21 protein-coding genes are annotated in these 18114 nt (G+C 62.4%); 13 read left to right on the forward strand and 8 right to left on the reverse strand.

Annotated elements, in window-relative coordinates; translation table 11 throughout:
- Positions 1 to 31: 31 nt before the first annotated feature.
- Both G4D79_RS06370 and G4D79_RS06375 read right to left on the reverse strand, forming a co-directional pair.
- Positions 32 to 805, reverse strand: coding sequence for an ABC transporter ATP-binding protein (locus tag G4D79_RS06370; protein ID WP_042448237.1), 774 nt, complete (start codon positions 803 to 805; stop codon positions 32 to 34).
- Positions 806 to 816: 11 nt separating this feature from the next.
- A complete protein-coding gene (locus G4D79_RS06375) occupies positions 817 to 1689 on the reverse strand; it encodes an ABC transporter permease (protein WP_029256682.1) in 873 nt (290 codons plus the stop codon).
- Between the two features lie 234 nt (positions 1690 to 1923).
- Here G4D79_RS06375 and G4D79_RS06380 point away from each other — a divergent pair, with 234 nt between their 5' ends.
- The 3 genes from G4D79_RS06380 to G4D79_RS06390 all read left to right on the forward strand — a co-directional run bounded on the left by G4D79_RS06380 (position 1924) and on the right by G4D79_RS06390 (position 4784).
- The gene (locus G4D79_RS06380; RefSeq protein WP_019746013.1) at positions 1924 to 2814 is read left to right on the forward strand and encodes a LysR family transcriptional regulator; all 891 of its coding nucleotides are present in this window, start codon (positions 1924 to 1926) and stop codon (positions 2812 to 2814) included.
- Positions 2811 to 3737 (forward strand): LysR family transcriptional regulator, encoded by a 927-nt coding sequence (locus G4D79_RS06385; RefSeq protein ID WP_099697249.1) that lies wholly within the window; start codon positions 2811 to 2813, stop codon positions 3735 to 3737. The genes G4D79_RS06380 and G4D79_RS06385 overlap by 4 nt, the downstream gene beginning before the upstream one ends.
- A gap of 186 nt (positions 3738 to 3923) precedes the next feature.
- Complete coding sequence (locus G4D79_RS06390; RefSeq protein WP_099697248.1) at positions 3924 to 4784, forward strand: acetylxylan esterase; 861 nt, start codon at positions 3924 to 3926, stop codon at positions 4782 to 4784.
- Positions 4785 to 4844: 60 nt separating this feature from the next.
- Here the strand turns inward: G4D79_RS06390 and G4D79_RS06395 are convergent, their stop codons facing one another.
- Together G4D79_RS06395 and G4D79_RS06400 are read right to left on the reverse strand one after the other, a co-directional pair.
- Entirely contained in the window at positions 4845 to 5333 is a 489-nt protein-coding gene (locus G4D79_RS06395) for a hypothetical protein (protein ID WP_099697247.1), read from the reverse strand.
- A gap of 67 nt (positions 5334 to 5400) precedes the next feature.
- Entirely contained in the window at positions 5401 to 6300 is a 900-nt protein-coding gene (locus tag G4D79_RS06400; RefSeq protein WP_099697274.1) for a LysR family transcriptional regulator, read from the reverse strand.
- Between the two features lie 119 nt (positions 6301 to 6419).
- Between G4D79_RS06400 and G4D79_RS06405 the strand changes: the two genes are divergently transcribed.
- The 5 genes from G4D79_RS06405 (at position 6420) to G4D79_RS06425 (ending at position 11262) form a co-directional block, all read left to right on the forward strand.
- Entirely contained in the window at positions 6420 to 7646 is a 1227-nt protein-coding gene (locus G4D79_RS06405; protein WP_058039365.1) for an MFS transporter, read from the forward strand.
- A gap of 38 nt (positions 7647 to 7684) precedes the next feature.
- A complete protein-coding gene (locus G4D79_RS06410) occupies positions 7685 to 9145 on the forward strand; it encodes an amidase (RefSeq protein ID WP_099697246.1) in 1461 nt (486 codons plus the stop codon).
- Between the two features lie 54 nt (positions 9146 to 9199).
- Positions 9200 to 9718: a MarR family winged helix-turn-helix transcriptional regulator gene (locus G4D79_RS06415; protein ID WP_003943230.1), complete on the forward strand. Its 519-nt coding sequence runs from the start codon at positions 9200 to 9202 to the stop codon at positions 9716 to 9718.
- A 238-nt stretch (positions 9719 to 9956) separates the two neighbouring features.
- The gene (locus G4D79_RS06420; RefSeq protein ID WP_225320195.1) at positions 9957 to 10340 is read left to right on the forward strand and encodes a hypothetical protein; all 384 of its coding nucleotides are present in this window, start codon (positions 9957 to 9959) and stop codon (positions 10338 to 10340) included.
- 55 nt (positions 10341 to 10395) lie between these two features.
- Positions 10396 to 11262: an NmrA family NAD(P)-binding protein gene (locus G4D79_RS06425; protein ID WP_099697273.1), complete on the forward strand. Its 867-nt coding sequence runs from the start codon at positions 10396 to 10398 to the stop codon at positions 11260 to 11262.
- 42 nt (positions 11263 to 11304) lie between these two features.
- On the opposite strand, the gene G4D79_RS06430 is transcribed toward G4D79_RS06425, so the two are convergent.
- Positions 11305 to 11553, reverse strand: a complete 249-nt coding sequence (locus G4D79_RS06430; protein ID WP_180279563.1) for a DUF3253 domain-containing protein — start codon at positions 11551 to 11553, stop codon at positions 11305 to 11307.
- A gap of 105 nt (positions 11554 to 11658) precedes the next feature.
- Here G4D79_RS06430 and G4D79_RS06435 point away from each other — a divergent pair, with 105 nt between their 5' ends.
- Entirely contained in the window at positions 11659 to 12285 is a 627-nt protein-coding gene (locus G4D79_RS06435; protein ID WP_180279562.1) for a class I SAM-dependent methyltransferase, read from the forward strand.
- A gap of 128 nt (positions 12286 to 12413) precedes the next feature.
- The gene (locus G4D79_RS06440) at positions 12414 to 12881 is read left to right on the forward strand and encodes a hypothetical protein (protein ID WP_020971317.1); all 468 of its coding nucleotides are present in this window, start codon (positions 12414 to 12416) and stop codon (positions 12879 to 12881) included.
- A 19-nt stretch (positions 12882 to 12900) separates the two neighbouring features.
- Here G4D79_RS06440 and G4D79_RS06445 read toward each other — a convergent pair whose 3' ends face one another.
- The 3 genes from G4D79_RS06445 to G4D79_RS06455 form a co-directional block, all read right to left on the reverse strand.
- The gene (locus tag G4D79_RS06445) at positions 12901 to 13338 is read right to left on the reverse strand and encodes an SRPBCC family protein (protein ID WP_007735601.1); all 438 of its coding nucleotides are present in this window, start codon (positions 13336 to 13338) and stop codon (positions 12901 to 12903) included.
- Positions 13339 to 13434: 96 nt separating this feature from the next.
- Complete coding sequence (locus G4D79_RS06450) at positions 13435 to 14121, reverse strand: hypothetical protein (RefSeq protein ID WP_099697244.1); 687 nt, start codon at positions 14119 to 14121, stop codon at positions 13435 to 13437.
- On the reverse strand, positions 14118 to 15038 hold the full coding sequence (locus G4D79_RS06455; protein ID WP_099697243.1) for a LysR family transcriptional regulator: 921 nt from the start codon (positions 15036 to 15038) through the stop codon (positions 14118 to 14120). The genes G4D79_RS06450 and G4D79_RS06455 overlap by 4 nt, the downstream gene beginning before the upstream one ends.
- A 95-nt stretch (positions 15039 to 15133) precedes the next feature.
- Here G4D79_RS06455 and G4D79_RS06460 point away from each other — a divergent pair, with 95 nt between their 5' ends.
- Genes G4D79_RS06460 through G4D79_RS06470 form a run of 3 tightly spaced genes read left to right on the forward strand, consistent with a single transcriptional unit; the run spans position 15134 to position 18111 of the window.
- A complete protein-coding gene (locus tag G4D79_RS06460; RefSeq protein WP_099697242.1) occupies positions 15134 to 16336 on the forward strand; it encodes a YbfB/YjiJ family MFS transporter in 1203 nt (400 codons plus the stop codon).
- Between the two features lie 45 nt (positions 16337 to 16381).
- The gene (locus G4D79_RS06465; RefSeq protein WP_099697241.1) at positions 16382 to 17410 is read left to right on the forward strand and encodes a nitronate monooxygenase family protein; all 1029 of its coding nucleotides are present in this window, start codon (positions 16382 to 16384) and stop codon (positions 17408 to 17410) included.
- The gene (locus tag G4D79_RS06470) at positions 17407 to 18111 is read left to right on the forward strand and encodes a hypothetical protein (RefSeq protein ID WP_099697240.1); all 705 of its coding nucleotides are present in this window, start codon (positions 17407 to 17409) and stop codon (positions 18109 to 18111) included. The genes G4D79_RS06465 and G4D79_RS06470 overlap by 4 nt, the downstream gene beginning before the upstream one ends.
- Positions 18112 to 18114 lie beyond the last annotated feature (3 nt).

Consider the following 18114-nt stretch of genomic DNA (forward strand, 5'->3'; position numbering starts at 1 on the left):
ATCAGTAATCAAGCTGAGTTGGCTGGGCACATCAGTGGTCGAGCTGACCACGCAGCCGGTTGAAGATTTCGATGTATCGAGGTTCGGCGGTGAGGGTTTCGAGTTCGCGGGGGCGTTCGATGTCAATGCTGACGTCGTCGATCACCCGGCCGGCCCCGAGCAGCAGAACGCGGTCGGAGAGACAGATGGCTTCGCCGAGGTCGTGGGTTACGAAGATGACCGTCCGGCCTACCTGGGATTGCCAAAGCTCGAGGAATTCTCGCTGTACTTCGACTCGGGTTTGCGCATCGAGGGCGGCAAAGGGTTCGTCCATCAACAAGATGTCCGGATCCAGTGCCCACGTTCGGGCCAACGCGACACGCTGGCGCATCCCTTGGGAGAGTTGCCAAGTCCACAGCCGTGACGCCTCGGACATTTGAACGGCCGCAAGCCAGCGCTCTGATTGAGTTCGTCTCTCCGCCTTGGGTACTCCCCTCAATTCGAGACCGTACTCCACGTTCTTCTGCGCTGTTCGCCACGGGAACAGCGCATCTCGGGCCATCATGAAGCCCATCCGAGAACGAGCGTCGAATGGTGTTGTGCCGAGGACCTCAGTCTTCCCTTCTGTTGCGTCCACCAATCCAGCGAGCGCGTTGAGCAGAGTGGTCTTTCCGCAACCGCTCCTGCCGACCAAGCTCACGAACTGTCCGCGAGGGATGGTGAGGTCGAGATTGTCGACCACAGTTTTCGTCGACCCGTCGGGTGAGGGGAAGGATATCGTCAGTCCGTCGAGTTGTACGGCGGGTGTAATCACGTTGGTATCCATGATGATTCCTGTCATCGTCGAGCCGGCGGCTGCCACCGAAGGAGGTAGCGCTCGGCGAAGTTCATGACCTGGTTGAGGACGACTGCGACGATTGCGAGAAGTATGAGGATCGCGTAGACCGCTTCCATCCGGAACTGGGCCGAGTAGATCGACACAAGCTGGCCCAGCCCGTCCCGTGACGAGATCAGTTCCGAACCGACAACGCCAAGTAGCGAATAGATCAGCCCCAACCGAAGACCGGCAAAAATGCCAGGTGTTGCGACGGGGAGGAGGATGTGCCAGAACACCTGTGTCTTACTGGCATTCAGGACAGTGGATAGTCGGAGCCATTCGTCGTCCACCGACTTCACACCGGCTCGTGCACTCGAGCAGACGATGAAGAAGACGAGTGTGAACGCGAGAGCGACCTTCGCCGTCATCGTGATCCCGAAGATGACGATAAGCAGAGGCGCCAGCGCAAGACGTGGCATGGCATTCGCCGCATCCAGGAACGGACTCATGATGCGTTCGAGGGTCGGAAGCAGTCCGAGAGAGAGTCCGACCGCCACCCCGACTGCGCTGGCGAGGATCCACGCGATCACGACGGCAGTCATCGTGGCACGCAAGTTCGACGAAATCTCGCCCGACTGCACCGCTGCGGTGAAGTAGGCCCAGGCCTCGCCTGGCGTTTTGGCCAGAACTGGCTCGATCCAACCTTGCGATGCGACGAGCTGCCACGCTCCGAGTAGGACCAGAAGCAGCGCGACCTGGGCCAGTCGTACCCCGATGGTGAGTCGCGTACCGGATCGACGCTGTCGAGCGGGCTTCGGCTCAGAGCGTGCCCGCCTCGCAGAACGGGGTGACGTAGCACCGGATGGCGAACTTGCGGTGATGGTTTCGGTCATTTCGGCGCCTCCTCCGTGGTGCTCGCAGGCGGCGATAGGTGCTCGACAAAAGCAGACGGGTGCCTCTGGTCGAAGCTCCCCGGGTTGTTGCTCACTGCGTTCATATGTGAAGCAGATCACGGGATTCTTCTTCCCGTCTACGCCACATTCGAGAGGTATGCCATAGGGTTTCCCTATGCCTGACGGGCGCAAAATCGGGCGCGCGCGAGGACTGCCACGAGAAGGGAACCCCGAATGGACCGGCGTCATCTGGAATACTTTCTCGCCCTTGCTGATCGGGGCAGCATTTCCGCTGCGGCTCGCGGACTGGGGGTCAGCCAGCCGACAATCTCGGAGGCTCTCGCCAGAATGGAGAAAGAGTGCGGCCTGACGCTCGTCCGCCGTGGCTCGCGGGGAGTCACCCTGACCGACGCTGGACGCGATCTCACAGGTCCGGCGGCCCAAGTACTTCGGGCATACCGGGATTTGGATCACGCTTTGCATCCATTGAACGTCGTGCAGCGGGGTCGGCTGACGGTCGTGTGTCCGCGAACACTGGCGCGTGATCCAGCGGCCACGGCCCTGGGTGCGTTCAAAAGCAAATTTCCGAACGTTGCGGTGACGATGCTCAGCAATGACACCGACGGAATCGGAACGGTGGTCGCCTCGGGTCAGGCTGATATCGGCCTCGGGGTGGACGAGGTGTTCGACGAGGGCGTTGAACGTATCCTTCTCGGCCGGCAACAAATCGTTGCGCTGGTGCCGGCCGCACGAAGTGAAGGCGAGGGGGCAGCGGCGTTGACGGATCTGTTGCGAATCGGATTGATCACCAGCCCGCGTGACGATGTCACTCGGCGACTGTTGGCGGAACGCCTGGGCGAAGGCACTGTGGACGAGGCGGTGGTTGCGGAGACTATCTCTGTGGCTTCGATGATCCCACTTGTACGCGCGGGAGTCGGCGTCGCTTTCCTTCCCGAATCTGTCGCCGATACAGTCGGAGAAGGTGTGGTGCTGTGTCGTACTCGGCCCCCTCTCACTCGTGATATCTGGATGTTCCACGGTTCGACGCCATCGCCTGCGGCACAAGCGTTTATCGAGACGACCAGCCGATTACGTGACGAAGGTGGAATGGGGAACGCCGGATGAGCAAGTTCGGAGAGTCCGCCACCCCGCGAATCGATCCGCGGCAGCTACAAGACTTCCTTGCCGTCGTCGAACACGGCAGTATCACGGCGGCAGCGGCAAATCAGTTCACGGGAACATCGAGCGTCTCTCAATCAATTGCGCGGCTCGAAAGACGCGTCGGAGGACGGCTTTTCAATCGAAGCCGGACCGGCGCGACGCTGACTGCGCGCGGACGGAATCTCATCGATCCAGCACGCGAAGCGCTGGCCGCGCTCGACCGATTAGTGGTCGAGCGCGAGTTCTTACTGTCAACAGTCCCCCACCTCAGTGTTGCCACGACAGCGAGCCTTGCGGACGATCCCGCAGCGGTACTGCTCGGAGCGCTGCGCACGGAGGTGCCGAACCTGAGGATCACCATCTCGGATCCGCCTGGGTCGTCCGTGGCCGATGCGATTCATCCGGTCATGGCAGGCACCGCTGACGTGGCAATAATGGAGTCGCCGCCCACCGGTGTTCCCGGGACGCGCACGGTGCGCCTTCCGGACCACAAGTTGCGGCTCGTCTGCCCGCCCGGTACCTCGCCACCGGTGGACGGGGTATTCATCGGCGAAGACCTCATGCGCATCGGCTTGGTTGTCGCACCGCGGTTCGAAACTTCCGATGTATATCGCCATCTGCGGTCGATCGAACCGCGAATCGACCACGCATTCGTGATGAGGTCACAGCACCGCGATGCCTTCGCGGATTTCGCGTACGAAGGGATCGGTGCTGTCATCCTCGAACTCTCCAGTGCCGAGCGAGCATCCGAACGCGGGTGCACTGTGGGCGAGATATTCGAACTGCCCCCACGGAAGATCGCAGCCGTGGCAAGGGACGGCCAGAACACGCAGATCGTCGAACATTTCCTACGGCTGTGTGCCGAGCAATCCGCGCGGAAGCCGTAGGCCGAGGCGATCTCGACCTTGTGCTCTGGGTATTAGCGTCGCCCGGGCATCCATCGAGAACGATGATTTTGTCCACAGACACAACACTTCTGGGATAGTCCGTTTCCTGAAACAAAGCCGACGGGTTGCCTTCCCGTGAATATGTAATACACGTCACTCCGGATCAACTTCGAAAGGTTGACTTTCATGCGAAAGTCTCTGAAACATTTCGTGAATGCTGCAGCGGCGGTTGCGTTGTGCGCGACGCTAGGACTCACGGGCGCAAGCGGAACAGCGGCTGCCGATGCGCCCGGCATCCCGAGCGTCGGGCACGATTGGGCGAGTGCAGGGCCGTACACGCCGAACGTCTCGATCGGGCTGGTGCACACTCTGTACTACCCGCGCCAGCTCGGCGCGCGCGGCGAGAAGCACCCTGTTGTGATCTGGGGGAACGGGACCGGTGTGCTCCCCGGTGCGTACACCTCTTTGCTGCGCCACTACGCCAGCCACGGATTCATCGTGGTCGCCGCCAATACCCCGGCAAGCAACTTCGCCATCACCATGCGGTCGGGAATCGACCTCATCGCGGACAAGGCGGCCAGCCCGTCGAGCGTCTTCTTCGGCAAAGTCGACCTGGAACACATTGGTGCGGTGGGGCACTCGCAGGGCGGGTCTGCGGCGATCAACGCGGCGATCGACGACCGCGTCGACACCGCCGTCGCGATCCAACCAGGCCCGCTCAATGATGTCGATCTCATCGACGAGCCCGTTCTCTATCTGGCCGGCCAGGCCGACGCAATCGTTTGGCCGGCGATCGTGCGGGCGATGTACGAGGACGCCGACCACGTGCCTGCCGAGTATCTGGAACTGCGCGGCGCCACGCACTTCGGTACGGCGATCAACGGCGGCGATATGCGCGGGCCGAGCACGGCGTGGCTGCGGTACTGGCTACTCGACGATCCGAACGCCCGCACCGAGTTCTTCGGAGCGAGCTGTGGATACTGCACTGACACCCAGCAGTTCTCCGACTTCGACCGCAATGATCTGGCCCGGCAGATCCCGGGCTGACGGTAAGTCGGGAGTCGAAGACGAACGACCTGTCTGTTCAGATCGGCGGAGTTGCGAAGCTCAAATGACGACGTAGCCGTACATTCGTTCGCCCTGAGCCACAGCTCTGGTCGCTAGTTCGACGAAGGCGGTCAGGAACGGCACTGTGTCCTCCGACGGTTCACTGGTCTCGTCGATCGCCCAGGCGGCCGCAGCGGCCGCGACGCCTTCTGCGTTCAATTCCGCTAGTGCATCACGCAATTCGTCGGTAACCGTGAGCACGAGGGTGTCGCCGTCGTCGCTCATTGCGACGAGTTTCCCGCAGCGTGGACCTTTTGCAACTTCGTCGTAGGGGCGAGCGGTGAGGGCTGCTTCCAGTCGGCCGAGCGCGACAACTGGATCGACGCCTTTCGCCTGCAGAACTGGAGTCCCACTCGCAGCCAACTGGACCCGCGGACGAGAAGCTGCGTTCGCCTCCATCACCTCTGGTTCCAAGTCGACGAGTCCCGCGAGGGCAGAGGTGGCATGCTCATCCGTGCGCGCGGTGAAGTAGTCGGTGATCGCAGACATGGCGCGATCATCTCACACACGATGCATCTCAATGCCCCGGACTCCTTCCGCGACTTACTGATCGACGTCAGGAGGGGCATGTGTGTGCTTCCTCGATCGCTTTCGCGAAAGCGCGAAGTCGTGGGCTTTCGAGATCGGTACGCCACACGAGACCCAAAGCAGATTCGGGTAATCCGTTGATCGATACGAATGTGATGTCCGAGCGCTGGCTGTATGCAGCGGTTGCAGCGCAGAGGATGAGGCCGACCTGACTGAATGCGACCTGCGACAGGCCTTCCTGAACGGTGCTCGCCCCACCCTGCGTGGGAATCGTGGCTCCGCCCGGCGTCGTGCTCGGGGAATTCACACGCTGCCAATAGTCGGGGGCGGGGCCGGTGATGGGTACGAGACAGATCTGCGCCAACTGCTCGGCGTCGATCACGCCCAGTTCGCTGAACGGGTGATGGACTGAGACAGCCAGGGTCTGGGGCTGTCGAGAAAAGACGAGCCCGGTTGTCAGCTCGGGCTCATCTACGGGGAGAAGTGCCACTGCCGCATCGATTCGCCCGGCGAGTACATCACTGAACGGATCACCCAGGGGTAATTCTTTGATGGTCACGCATGTTTGCGGATGTTGTATCTCGAAACGAGAGACAGCAGCCGCGATCGAATCGTAAATTGCTCCTTGGAAACCCACCCGAAACGGCGTCGGCGTGTTGCGTGCTCTCGATTGAGCGTCCTCGATTACTCCGACGAGCGCCCGATGGGCGGGAGCCAACGACGCAAGAAATTCGGCGCCGAATTCAGTCAGGTGAACGCGGCGACTGGTCCGCGCTACCAGGCGTGTGCCGATACGACGCTCCAATGCGCTGATCAGCTGACTCACTCGGCTCTGGGAGATGAACAGCCGCTCGCCGGTGCGACCGAAGTGCAGTTCTTCAGCGAGAACGAGGAAGCACTCGATCTCACGCATCGGAGGCTCCGACATTTTCACTCCGACCTTCGACTCATTCGACCACTCCATCATGGCTCATCGATGAATTGAGCTAATGGTTGGATGAGCGATTCGCCGTTGATCCATCGGCGTGCAGGAGCTTCTCTGGTTACATGCCCCACTCCGCATCTGCACAGAACAGCCCTGCGTCCACGTCCTCAACCCACGCACACACCATTGAGAACCACTGGGCTGCGGTCGCGCTGATCGCAGCGTCCACCTTCGTCGTTGTCGCGGCAGAGATGATGCCGGTCGGGCTACTCACCCCGATCGGTGCTGCTCTGGTGGAAAGTGAAGGGACCATCGGGCTCTCACTGGCCATTACCGGATTGGTGGCAGCGGCCACTGCCCCGTTTGTGCCCATCGTGACCCGGCGCTTCGATCGTCGGTCGACGCTTATCGTTCTGATGCTTGTAGTCGCCGCGGCGAACGCCCTCACGGCCCTTGCTCCGAGCTTCGTTTTCCTCGCTGTGGCTCGCGTCCTTCTAGGCGTGAGCATGGGTGGAGTCTGGGCACTCGCAGCTAGTCTGGCACCCAAATTGGTGGGTTCCAGATCCGTCGGGTTGGCGACCACGATCATCTTCAGCGGAATCGCTGTTGCCTCAGTTCTTGGTGTCCCTGCTGGGACGTATATCGGGGCAGTCGCCGGATGGAGCGTGGCGTTCTGGACTCTCAGCTGCGCGGCGACGCTGATCGCGATCGCCATGATCGCTGTCCTACCCACGATGCCAGCTGATCGGGCCTTGTCGCTCGGGAGTCTCGTGGCGGCCTTTCGGAACCCAGGAGTCCGGGTCGGATTTGCGATTACCGCGCTCATCGTCACCGCTCATTTCGCGGCGTACACCTATGTGCGTCCGGGGCTGGAGTTCTTCGCGGGGTTGAACGCTTCGCAGGTCGGCACAATGCTCCTGATCTACGGTGCATTCGGTGTCGTCGGCAACTTCATCGCCGGGCCGTCCGCTGCAAAGTCCCCGAAGGCGGTGGTCGTCAGCCTCAGCGTGGGAATAGCGGTCACACTCGCCCTGTTTCCGATCTCGGCTACCACCTTGATCGCAGCTGCTCTGCTCATGGCGGCTTGGGGCCTCTTCTACGGTGGTGCATCGGTGAGTACTCAAACATGGATTGCACAAGCAGCTCCCGTTCACCGCGAGGCCGCTTCTGCTCTGTGGGTTGCAGTCTTCAATGCAAGCATCGCGCTCGGTGCGTTCGCGGGCGGACGCATTCACGACCACTCTGGTTCCGAAACGGTCTTCTGGACAGCCGCGGGAATCGCAACTCTGGCAATGCTGCTCGCGACATTCCGCAGTCCCGTCGTGGCAAAGCGCGAACTGACAAACTAGTCGCCCACACAAACCTTTATAGAGGCAGGACAACAGATATGCACCAGACACCCGTTTCGGCATTCATGGATGTGGCCGAGATGCTCGAACGCTACCGGGACAAATCGCTTTCTCCGGTGGACGTGCTCGAGTCCACCATCGAACGTATCGAGGCGCTCAACCCGACCTTGAACGCATTGGGACACACTTTCTTCGATACTGCACGAGCACAAGCGAAGTCAGCGGAACGCCACTACGCCCGCGGCTCGGATGTCAGCCTTCCGCTCGCCGGTGTTCCCGTTGTGGTGAAAGAGGATGAACCGGTGCAAGGACAACCTTGGACTCAAGGGTCCAAGGTCTATGAGGATGTGATCGCCACTCACACTTCCACTTTCGTGCAGCGAATCATCGACGCCGGTGCGATCGTCCACGCGCGATCGACGGCGCCCGAATTCTCCTCGGCCGCGTTCACACAGTCCGAGTTGTGGGGCGTCACTCGCAATCCGTGGAACACGAAATACTCCTCCGGCGGGTCTTCCGGTGGATCGGCAGTCGCACTTGCCACGGGGATGACGCACTTGGCTACCGGTTCCGATGTTGCAGGATCGATCCGAACTCCGTCGTCGTTCAACGGAATTGTCGGGTTCAAGCCACCACACGGCCGTGTCCCGGTCGATCCTCCCTTCAATCTCGATCGCTACTGCCACTGCGGTCCGATGGCGCGCACCGTAAGTGATTGCCTCACACTGCAGTCGGTCATCGCGGGACCGACCTCCGCTGACATTGCCTCGCATGTACCGGCATCGCAGTTACCTACCTTCGCAACGCGTTCGTGCGCGGGAATGCGTATCGCCGTGATCCCCGCATTGGGTGACTGGCCGGTTGATCCGGACGTCGCCGAGAACACGGCGAAGTTGGTGGATACCCTCACCGCTCTGGGCGCACGCGCGGAGATCATCGAAGTCGACCTGTCCCGCACTGCCGTCATGCGCGCGGCCGCCATTCACTACGACCACGTGTTCGGTGCTTCGATCTCTGCCGAAGCGTCCGCGCACCCCGACAAGGTCACGGAGTACGCGAAGGAATTCGCGCGATGGGCACGTCGCACTCGTGGTGATGCGACTTTCCTCGACGGGCTCGCGATCGAAGTCGAACTGTATTCGTCGATCGGATCCCTGTTCGATACCTATGACGCGTTGATCACTCCGGCAGTGGCGACGGAGGGCTTTCTTGCCGGCGACGACTACGTGGGGCACGGAATCAATGTGGCTGGAACAGAATTGGAGTTCTACCTCGAGGCTGTACCGGCCATCACCTTCAACATCCTGAGTAGCTGCCCGGTGCTGACAATCCCCACGGGTTTCGCTCGGAACGGAATCCCCACGGGCACACAGATAGTTACGCGACCGTACGACGACCAGACGGCCTTCGCGATTGGGCTCGCCCTCGAGAAGGTCCTGCCGTATCCCGGCAATCACCCGGACTGTCATGCGGCCCCGCAGGTATTGTTCGGCGTTTGAAGCTAGCTCTGGTGGAGGGTTGACCAGAATGTAGTTAGGTGCCATATTAGTTGCATGGCAGTGGACGGAACCGATCACGACTCACCCACGTTGGATCAGGCGCGGCGGCAGTTGGAGCACTACGGCCTCGGGTCCGATCCGCAGGCTGTGCTGGTTGCGGTGCGGCTGATCTCGGCGGGCGCGCGGCTCGGTCGAGCAACCGAGGTTCACTTCGCGAGGTATGGGCTGTCGACCGGCCGTTACCGACTGCTTGCGGATCTGGAAGACCACGACGGGGAGAAATCTCCCTCACGTCTGGCGGCTGATCTCGGCGTCTCGCGGGCCACAGTCACCGGCCTGGTCGACGGGCTCGAGCAGGAGGGTTTGGTCGCTCGACGTCCGTCCGCGGAGGACGGGCGTGGTGCGGTGGTCGTCCTGACTGCTCGTGGCGCTCAGCGTTTACGTGACATGGCGCCCGAACACTTTGCTCGTCTCGAGGAAATGGTCGACGAGCTCACCGTCGACGAGCGTGCGGTTTTTCTGGATCTGCTCTCGCGGGTCGTTCGCGGTATCGGTGCGCTCACTGCGGAGTAGTCGGCTGGGATTCCAAGCCGTCGCGTAGCGATTCGAATCGTCGTCAATTCTCGACAGAGGCTTCTCCTTCCATGCCCAAATAGTTAGCCACCTAATTATAATCGGAAAGTTGGTCTCCTTCATGTCCGGACTCACCCCACCGATCCGTCGCGAAAACAAAAGGGAGATAACCGATTCCAATCGACTCGACCCGGTTGCCGATTGTCGCGCCGCACGACCTTTCACCCTGTGGAGAGAGGTGCTGGTCGCCTACCTTGCCCCTGCGCTGATGGCGGGTGCGGGCGGAGTCGCATCCGGCCAATCGGGCCTCACGATGGCGGCATTTACGTCCATCGCGGGCACGTCGGCAGTGGTGGCGTTGCTGATCGGCTCCTGGCTGCAGCGTCGCGGGAGGTCACGGCCGTGGACCACGGCCCTGCCTCGCATCATGGTGGCGGCAATTCTTGCCGTCGGAGCCGCTGTGATTGCTGGTCTCGTCGGGTGGTTCGCCTCCCGTTGGCTACCAGCTCACACGAGCGTGGTCGACACTGCTTGGCTTGCTCGCCTGCAACTCGATCTACCGATATCTGCCGCGGTCGCTGCCGTCATCGTCAGCTGGCGATGGCGCCGTCAGAATCCCTGACCGACAACACATGTCAACGATCCCCGGCTTCCCGGGGAAGACCGAAAGGAACACGATGATCGTCATCATGGGAGCGTCCGGAACCACAGGCGGCGCGTTGCTACGCAGTCTCGCATCCTCGGGTGTGCCGAGCCGAGCGCTGTCCCGCGACCCGGACAGGCTGCGCGCCCACCTCGGCGATTTGGCCGACGATTTGGTCGAAGTAGTGCCGGCCGATGCCGTAGACCCAACTTCGCTACGCACGGCTTTCAAAGGGGCCGAACAACTTTTCCTTGCCATGGCCAACGGCCTCGAACAGGTCGAGCTCGAGACGCGTGTGATCGACATAGCCGCCGAGAGCGGCGTCGAACACATCGTCAAGATCTCCGACCCCGCCGCCGCGGCCGACTCCCCCATCGCTCTCTCCCGCGGCCACCATGCCGTCGGCGAACACCTGCGTGCATCCGGGATCCGCCACACTCTGCTCCGCCCCTATGCGTTCATGCAGAATCTGTTGCTCCTGGCTCCGGCGGTGGCTGCGCAAGGGGTGATTCTGGGCGCGATGCGGGACGCGCCGTGCAACTGGATCGACTGCCGAGACATCGGTGACGTCGCCGCGGCCGTGCTCACACGCGCCGACCTCGCCGGCGGTACCTACGTCCTGACGGGCAGCGAGGCAGTCGGCTACGGCGGCATCGCCGATTCTCTGACCCGCATGCTCGATCGCCCCGTTCAATATATCGACCTGCCACCGCACGAACTGCGGCAAAACCTCGTCGATCATGCCCACATGCCTCCGTGGCTGGCCGAGCACATCCTGGAGATCCAGCAACTTGCCGTCTCGCGCCCGGAGTCACCCACCGACACGGTGGCACGTGTCCTGGGGCGTGAGCCACGAAGCCTGGATGCGTTCCTGTGTGAGCATCTGGACCGTTTCCGCTGATTCACGCTGCGAGAGCAGTGCCGCCAGAAGTCACGCGGTTGATCAACGAGCCCACCGAATCCTGATCGGACCTCGTACGGATTCCGGGTCGACGACTTCGCCGCCTTGGGTGATCTGTACTTCGCCCTCGGCCACCATGTGGCGGGCAGCCTCTCGGACAGGTTCCATCAGCGGCCGCCAATTGTCGGGTGCCGCTGCGCGGGCCACGTCGGAGGGGCAGATGCTCGACTCGGCCGATCGGGCACTGAGTAGTTCGCGGATCTTCGCCGCCAGTTCTTTCTCTTCCACCATATGACCTCAGTTTCCGGACGTGACCGTAGGCCTTCAACAGAGTATGAACCTTCGGTTCGGCGAGTTGTGGCGAAGGAATGGTGCACATCGATAATTATTGACGGCGTGGAGAATTCGAGTGCAACGCGCCGCGACGTAGTCCGAGAGTCGTATTCGGCCAGATCCCAGGAGTACACGGACCTCTTCGGCTCGATGGATTCGACGCATGCATCTGATCGGGCCCTGGTGACCAGCTGGGCTGTCACTTTGACCGGCCCCGTGCTCGACGCCGGGTGCGGGCCGGGGCAGTGGACAGACTTCCTGGCCCAGAGCGGGCTGGCTGTGAGCGGGATCGATCTCGTGCCCGAGTTCGTCGAACGAGCACGCAACCAATACCCGGATCTTTCCTTCGAGGTCGGGGGCTTCGAGGCGTTGGACGCGAAAACGAATTCACTGGGCGGCGTGCTGTCCTGGTACTCGCTCATTCACCATCACCCGCAAGATATCGAGGCACCGCTCGCTGAATTCGCGCGCGTGATCCGCCCAGGTGGTGGGTTGCTGGTGGGCTTCTTCGAAGGCACAACGGTAGAGCCTTTTGATCATGCCGCGACGACTGGTTATCGATGGCCGGTGATCGAACTTGCCGAGGTGCTGGTCACAGCGGGTTTCGACGTGATCGAGACCCATACCCGGACGGGGAGCGGCTACAGGCCGCACGGCGCAATCACTGCCAGCCGGCGCGGCGTCGAATAGCGGATCGAGACAGCGGATCGAGACAGGGCGAGCAATTCTCTTTCATTCATTTCGTGTGAGTGGTGTGCTGGATGAGTCACTCCCCGGCTTTTTCAGCACCGGATCATCCACAGTTGAAAGAAGGCGCCATGACCACGATCCATCTTCACAAGACGACCACTGCGACGCCCGAACAGGTCCTTGCCGGCCTGACCGACTTCGGCCCGGGCCGTGAGGAAATCTTCGGCCGCAGTGCGGACAGCTACCTGAAAGTGCACCAACAAGGACCCCACGATGCTGATGTCACCGAGGGCTCCAGTGGTATCTGGGAGCGTCTGCACTACGACTGGACCGACCCGCACCGCGTCGTGATGACAACCACCGACTCCAACCTGTGGGGCGGGGCGTCGAGCCATACCTACACGCTGACCCGGCAGCCGACGGGCCTGACCGATGTCGACGCCGTCGTGGTCCGGGACGGCAAGAACCTCAAGGGAAAGCTCCTGGCGTCGGTACTCGGACTCGTCGGCACCCAAGTGCTGGGAAAGTCGTTCACGAAGTCCATCGATGCCATCGAAGCTCGCAACGGTGGCGCGAGCGGCGGCAACACACAGTGACAAGAACCTGACGGACTTGTCAGAGCGCTTCGAGGGCCTCCGTCATCTTCTTCACCGTCTCCGGTGCCACTTTGGCTTCGAATCCCGCCTTCAGGAGAGGCGACGCAATCTTGGCGGCACCGTTGAACTCGACGTTCGCGTGATATTCGATCTCGGTCGAGTTCGGACCCACCGAAGTCAAGGTGATGTCGTCGGTACTGGTGGCAGTCTTGTTCTTTCCTTCGAGAACAACGTGATTCAGCTCGTCGGTCACCAGCGTGTACGTCAGTTCCGTGGTGACGCCGAACAGCTTCGACACGTTGTGCCATTGGGTTCCGACGCCGACAGGACCGTCGGAGATCTGCGTGCAACTCTCGGTGCCCGGATCCCACGTCGGCGCATTGGCGAAGTCGCGGAGAAACGCCGCAGCCTTCTCGATCGGTACCTCGGCGGTGAATTTGCGGGTGACGTCAACCATGCGGTGGGCCTTTCGGTTCATTTTTCGGCGGTAGTGCCGCGGCGAGACTTCGTTCCGACGCCCGGGCTACCCAAACTCGACGAACGGTAACCGCCTTCAGAAGACTGCGCGGTCCAGTGGACGTGGAAGCGGATCGAGGGCGCCGGTCTCGCGCAGGCGCTCGTAGGCCAAAACGACCCCCTCGACGGCCCCGATCTGTAGCAACACGCCGCCGGGTAACGCGGTAACGTCTACGGCCAGGTCATCCGGGATCGCGTCAGCGCGAGCGGACGAGAGGTAGCCGACGCGGCCGATCACGGGATCTCCGACGCGATAGTCGGACTCGTCTTCGAGAGCGTCGAGGATGTTGTCGTCGGTGACATCTCCGAAGTCCGGTTCCCACACCGCGGCGAGCATCCGAAGTAGTTCTGTCTCAGGAACTTCGGCGGCGTCTGGCGCGCTGACAGCGAGAATCATCGAACGTAGGACGATTTCCGGTTCGCCGCCCGCCAAGCCGGAGACTTCGAGGTCCCATTCGGGCCCTCCACTGGATGCGAGCCTCAATCCGATTCCCAGACGATCCGACCAGTCTTCGGCGGCCTGCGCGTTCTCGAGGACCTGTGCCAACTGGTCGACGGTTACGGAAGTGGCAGGTCCGGAGGAATGGACCTGTTGCCACGATCCGTCGACCGACTCGGGCAACAGGAACTCGACTTGTTCCAACGTCCGGCGCCACCGGGAGGCCACGGCCTGCACCGATTCCGGCCGTCGTCCCCAGAAAACTCGAATAGCGCGTCGTGTCATCGAGTCCTCCGGTAAGGATCGTCCATGGGTAGCCATATCCCGTCTTCGTGGATTCCGAGATCAGTCACGCCGCGGGTGAGAGCGTCGACGGCCGCGAGAACGGCAGGACGCGTTTCGTTCTCGCGACACAGGAGTGACCACGTCCAGATTGCCGCCGGGTCGATCATCGGGCGTGCCGTGAGATCGCTCGGCAGCGTGATGGTCTGCCCTTTGGGCGAGTTGACGAAAGGACGGCCGATGGCACGCACGTGATCGAAGAATGCCGGGCCGGTGATACCACCGTCGTTGATGCGCAGAATCTGTGCGCCGGTGTCGCGAGCGAATTCTTCGGCGTAGACGTTCCACGAATACCAGGAGGTGGTGTCTTCGTCGACGAGTACGACGACGTCGCGTGCCCGCACCGGTGTGGTGTCCTCTCCGGTGGAGACCGCGTACAGCCGATCCGCACCGAGCAGTTTTGCGCTCAGAGCATGTTGGGCGACATCGGTTTTCCGCACCCAGGCGATCGCCAGGTCGAGGCTGCCGTCCGCTACCCGCGCGGCCTGCGCGTGCGAAGGCACCACCCAGGCGTCGACGTGCAGTTGCGCGACCCCTGAAGTGCGCGCGATCAGATCCGTGGGGAGCCAATTGACGTAGCCGATCCGGACGGGCTCCGCTCCGGACAGACGCTCCGCGCGGCGCCGCAGGTTCTCGGCACTCTCGAGTAGCGCACGGACATCGGGGAGCAGCGCCGCGCCGGCTGGCGTCAGAGCGACGGAACGGCGGTCGCGGACGAACAGCTTGACGCCGAGGTCGCGTTCGAGTGCCATGATCTGCTGCGACAATGACGGCCCGGCTATCAGTAGTCGTGCCGCGGCTCGGCCGAAGTGCAGTTCCTCGGCGACGACCTCGAAGTATCTCAGCTGACGCAGCTCCACGATCCTTCATGCTACGTGCGGTGGGAGGTTGCGCCTATCAGTCGGGAGCAAAGCGGTCGTGGCGGTCCGGCGCGGCCGGGGCACACGATAAGACCATGACCACAATCCGCAACGGCGTCTCCTCGCGAGCGCACGCTGTCCAAGCTGCCGCTGCGCTGGCGGCGAGCATGGGAATCGGTCGATTCGTCTACACACCGATTCTGCCGTTGATGCACACGCAGGCCGGTCTGTCCGCCTCGCTCGGCGCCACCCTGGCGACGGCCAACTACGTCGGGTACCTGATCGGCGCGCTCGCGGGAATCCTCATTCCCGGCGTGGTGCGCTCGGCAGCGGTGATGCGTACGTCGTTGGTGGTCCTCATTGCGACTTTGGCACTCATGCCCACTACCCACGACGGATCCATCTGGTTCGCCCTGCGGCTCATCGCAGGCATTGCCAGTGCCCTCGTCTTCATGATCGCCGTCAGCGCTTTGCACGCGCACCTTCGGGGGCAGTCCCAATTCCTGGCCGGATGGGGATTCGGCGGAGTTGGGCTGGGTATCGTCCTGTCCGGGGTCCTCGTGTTCGTCGTCCGCTTCATCGGTTCCTGGGGTACTGCCTGGCTGGCATCTGCGGGCCTTGCAGTGGTGTGTGCGGTCGCCGCCTGGGGATTGACGCCGGAACCGCGTCCGATCATCACGCCGGACGCGCCGGGAACTCCCAGTTCCCATCGCTGGTTCACCGCCCTGGTCATCAGTTATTTCCTGGAAGGCATCGGCTACATCATCGCGGGCACGTTCCTTGTTGCCGCAATCGATCTCGCCGCTCCAGAATGGGTCGGCAGCGGCGCTTGGATAGTGGTCGGTCTGGCCGCATTTCCCTCGTGCGCCCTGTGGGCTTGGCTCAGCCTGCGTTGGTCGAGGCCGACTCTGCTTCTCGTTGCCCTGTTGATTCAGGCGGTGGGCATAGCGCTTCCTGCTGTGATCGGAGGCGTCGGCCCCGCACTGATTTCAGCTTTCCTGTTCGGTGTCACCTTCCTTGGTATCGGGTCAATTGTGTTGGCAATCGGCGCGCACCTGCAGTTCCCACGCGCCGTGGCGTTGCTGACCGCTGGATACAGCGTCGGTCAGATTCTCGGCCCACTCGTTGTCACTCCGTTGCTGCGAGACGGGTATCGCGACGCTCTGCTGTTGGGTGCGGCCGTCGTCCTGGGCGCGGCAGTGGCCGCCGCGGTTTTGCGGTTCCGATTCCCTTCCGATCTCGATGCGGACCCTCGGTCGGCCACCTCGACTGAGGAGGTAGTTTTTGATGTCAGATGACGAAACCGCCGGAGCACTACCCGACGTAGGACTGGAGATGTTCGAATGAGCGCACTCACAACCGATCTCGACCTGAAGGTCCCTGTCATCGCAGCGCCCATGGCCGGCGGCGCTTCCACACCGGCACTTGTTGCTGCTGCCTCTCGCGCAGGCGGTCTCGGCTTCCTCGCCGCCGGGTACAAGACGCCTCAGGCTCTGTCCGACCAGATCGACGCCGTGCGCGCCGAGGGAGTGTCCTTCGGTGTCAACGTCTTTGCGCCCAACCCGGTGCCTGTCGATGTCGATGCCTACCGTGCCTATGCCAGGGCGATCCAGGTCGAGGCGGATCGCTACGGCATCACACTGGCTGACGGTGAGCCGGTCGAAGACGACGACTATTTCGAGGACAAGATCGATCTGCTCCTGGCCAGCCCGGTTCCGGTGGTCAGCTTCACCTTCGGCTTTCCCGCACCGGGCGTCATCAAGGCGCTGCGCGCTGCCGGTTCACTTGTCGTCCTCACAGTGACTTCGGAGGCAGAGGCGCTCCTTGCCGTCGACGCCGGTGCCGATCTGCTTGTCGTGCAATCGTCGGCTGCCGGCGGCCACTCCGGAACGCTCACTCCCCTGCAGGTTCCGGCAGAAACACCGATCACCGAACTGATCGCACAAATCCGTCATCGCACCTCTGTTCCGCTATTGGCGGCCGGTGGACTGGCGACCTCCGCCGACGTCGCTGCAGCCTTACGTGCCGGAGCGGACGCGGCAGTGGTCGGTACCGTACTGCTGCGCACCGAGGAGAGTGGTGCCTCGGCTCCGCACAAGGCAGCTCTGGCCGACACGTCACGCGGGAACACGTTCGTCACAAGAGCTTTCACGGGACGTCCTGCACGAGCACTTCGGAACGAGTTCATCGATCGCTACGACGCACGGGCGCCCATCGGGTATCCGGCCATCCATCACCTGACCAACCCGATGCGCAAAGCCGCTGTTGCGCAGGCAGATCCCGAGCGCATGCACCTATGGGCCGGCACCGGCTATCGCCACGCGACGGAGGAACCAGCCGGGGTAGTGCTTTCGCGATTGGCTAACCTGTGACGGCGCGGACACCGGAAGCCGCATTGCCCGAGGTAGTGACATACGACGGGTTGCCCGGGTCCGCCGGTGGTGCACACTCGCTTCGAGTCAAGCGTCCCGATGTTGCATTTCAGCGGCTGCAGACATTCCTGGAATCCTGCACCGAACCAGTGTCGTTGCCGTCGTGGACGTTCGAGATCTACCAGAGGGGGCCATCCGAGCCGACCGCGCAGTTGTCATCGTTCGCTACCGAGCTCTTCGGTGGGCCCCGCTACAAAGCGCAAACCCATACCGAATGGAACGTCCCACCTGGTTCTGTCAACGAAGCGCTCGATGCCCTCGTTGGTTGCGATGCGGTCACAACCCACGGACGTTCTGTGGCGGCGCTGACCTGCAGCGCGCCCGTACGCCTGATCGACCCCAACACCCGCGCGCCGTACCCCGACATCACCCCCGACGCGTTCGGCCGTTTTGCCGTGGATGGATACGGCCGGATTCTCGGCGAGTCAGGCATACGCGCAACCCTCGGCAACGCGACATCCTCACTGTCCCTGTGGCTCAACCTGCCTGCAGACGAACGGTTGTCGTCCGGTGCTCGTCACCTACAAGACCATCTCCCGTTCCGGTTGTCCGCGAAACACTGGCGTCTCTGGCGGCCGAACCGGAGCGGAGACTCGTATCGTTCCAACAAGATTCCGTCGCCGGTTCACGACCGCGTTTGAATC

The organism is Rhodococcus sp. WY5, from assembly GCF_018588185.1.
In the GTDB taxonomy this organism is placed as follows: domain Bacteria; phylum Actinomycetota; class Actinomycetes; order Mycobacteriales; family Mycobacteriaceae; genus Rhodococcus_F; species Rhodococcus_F qingshengii.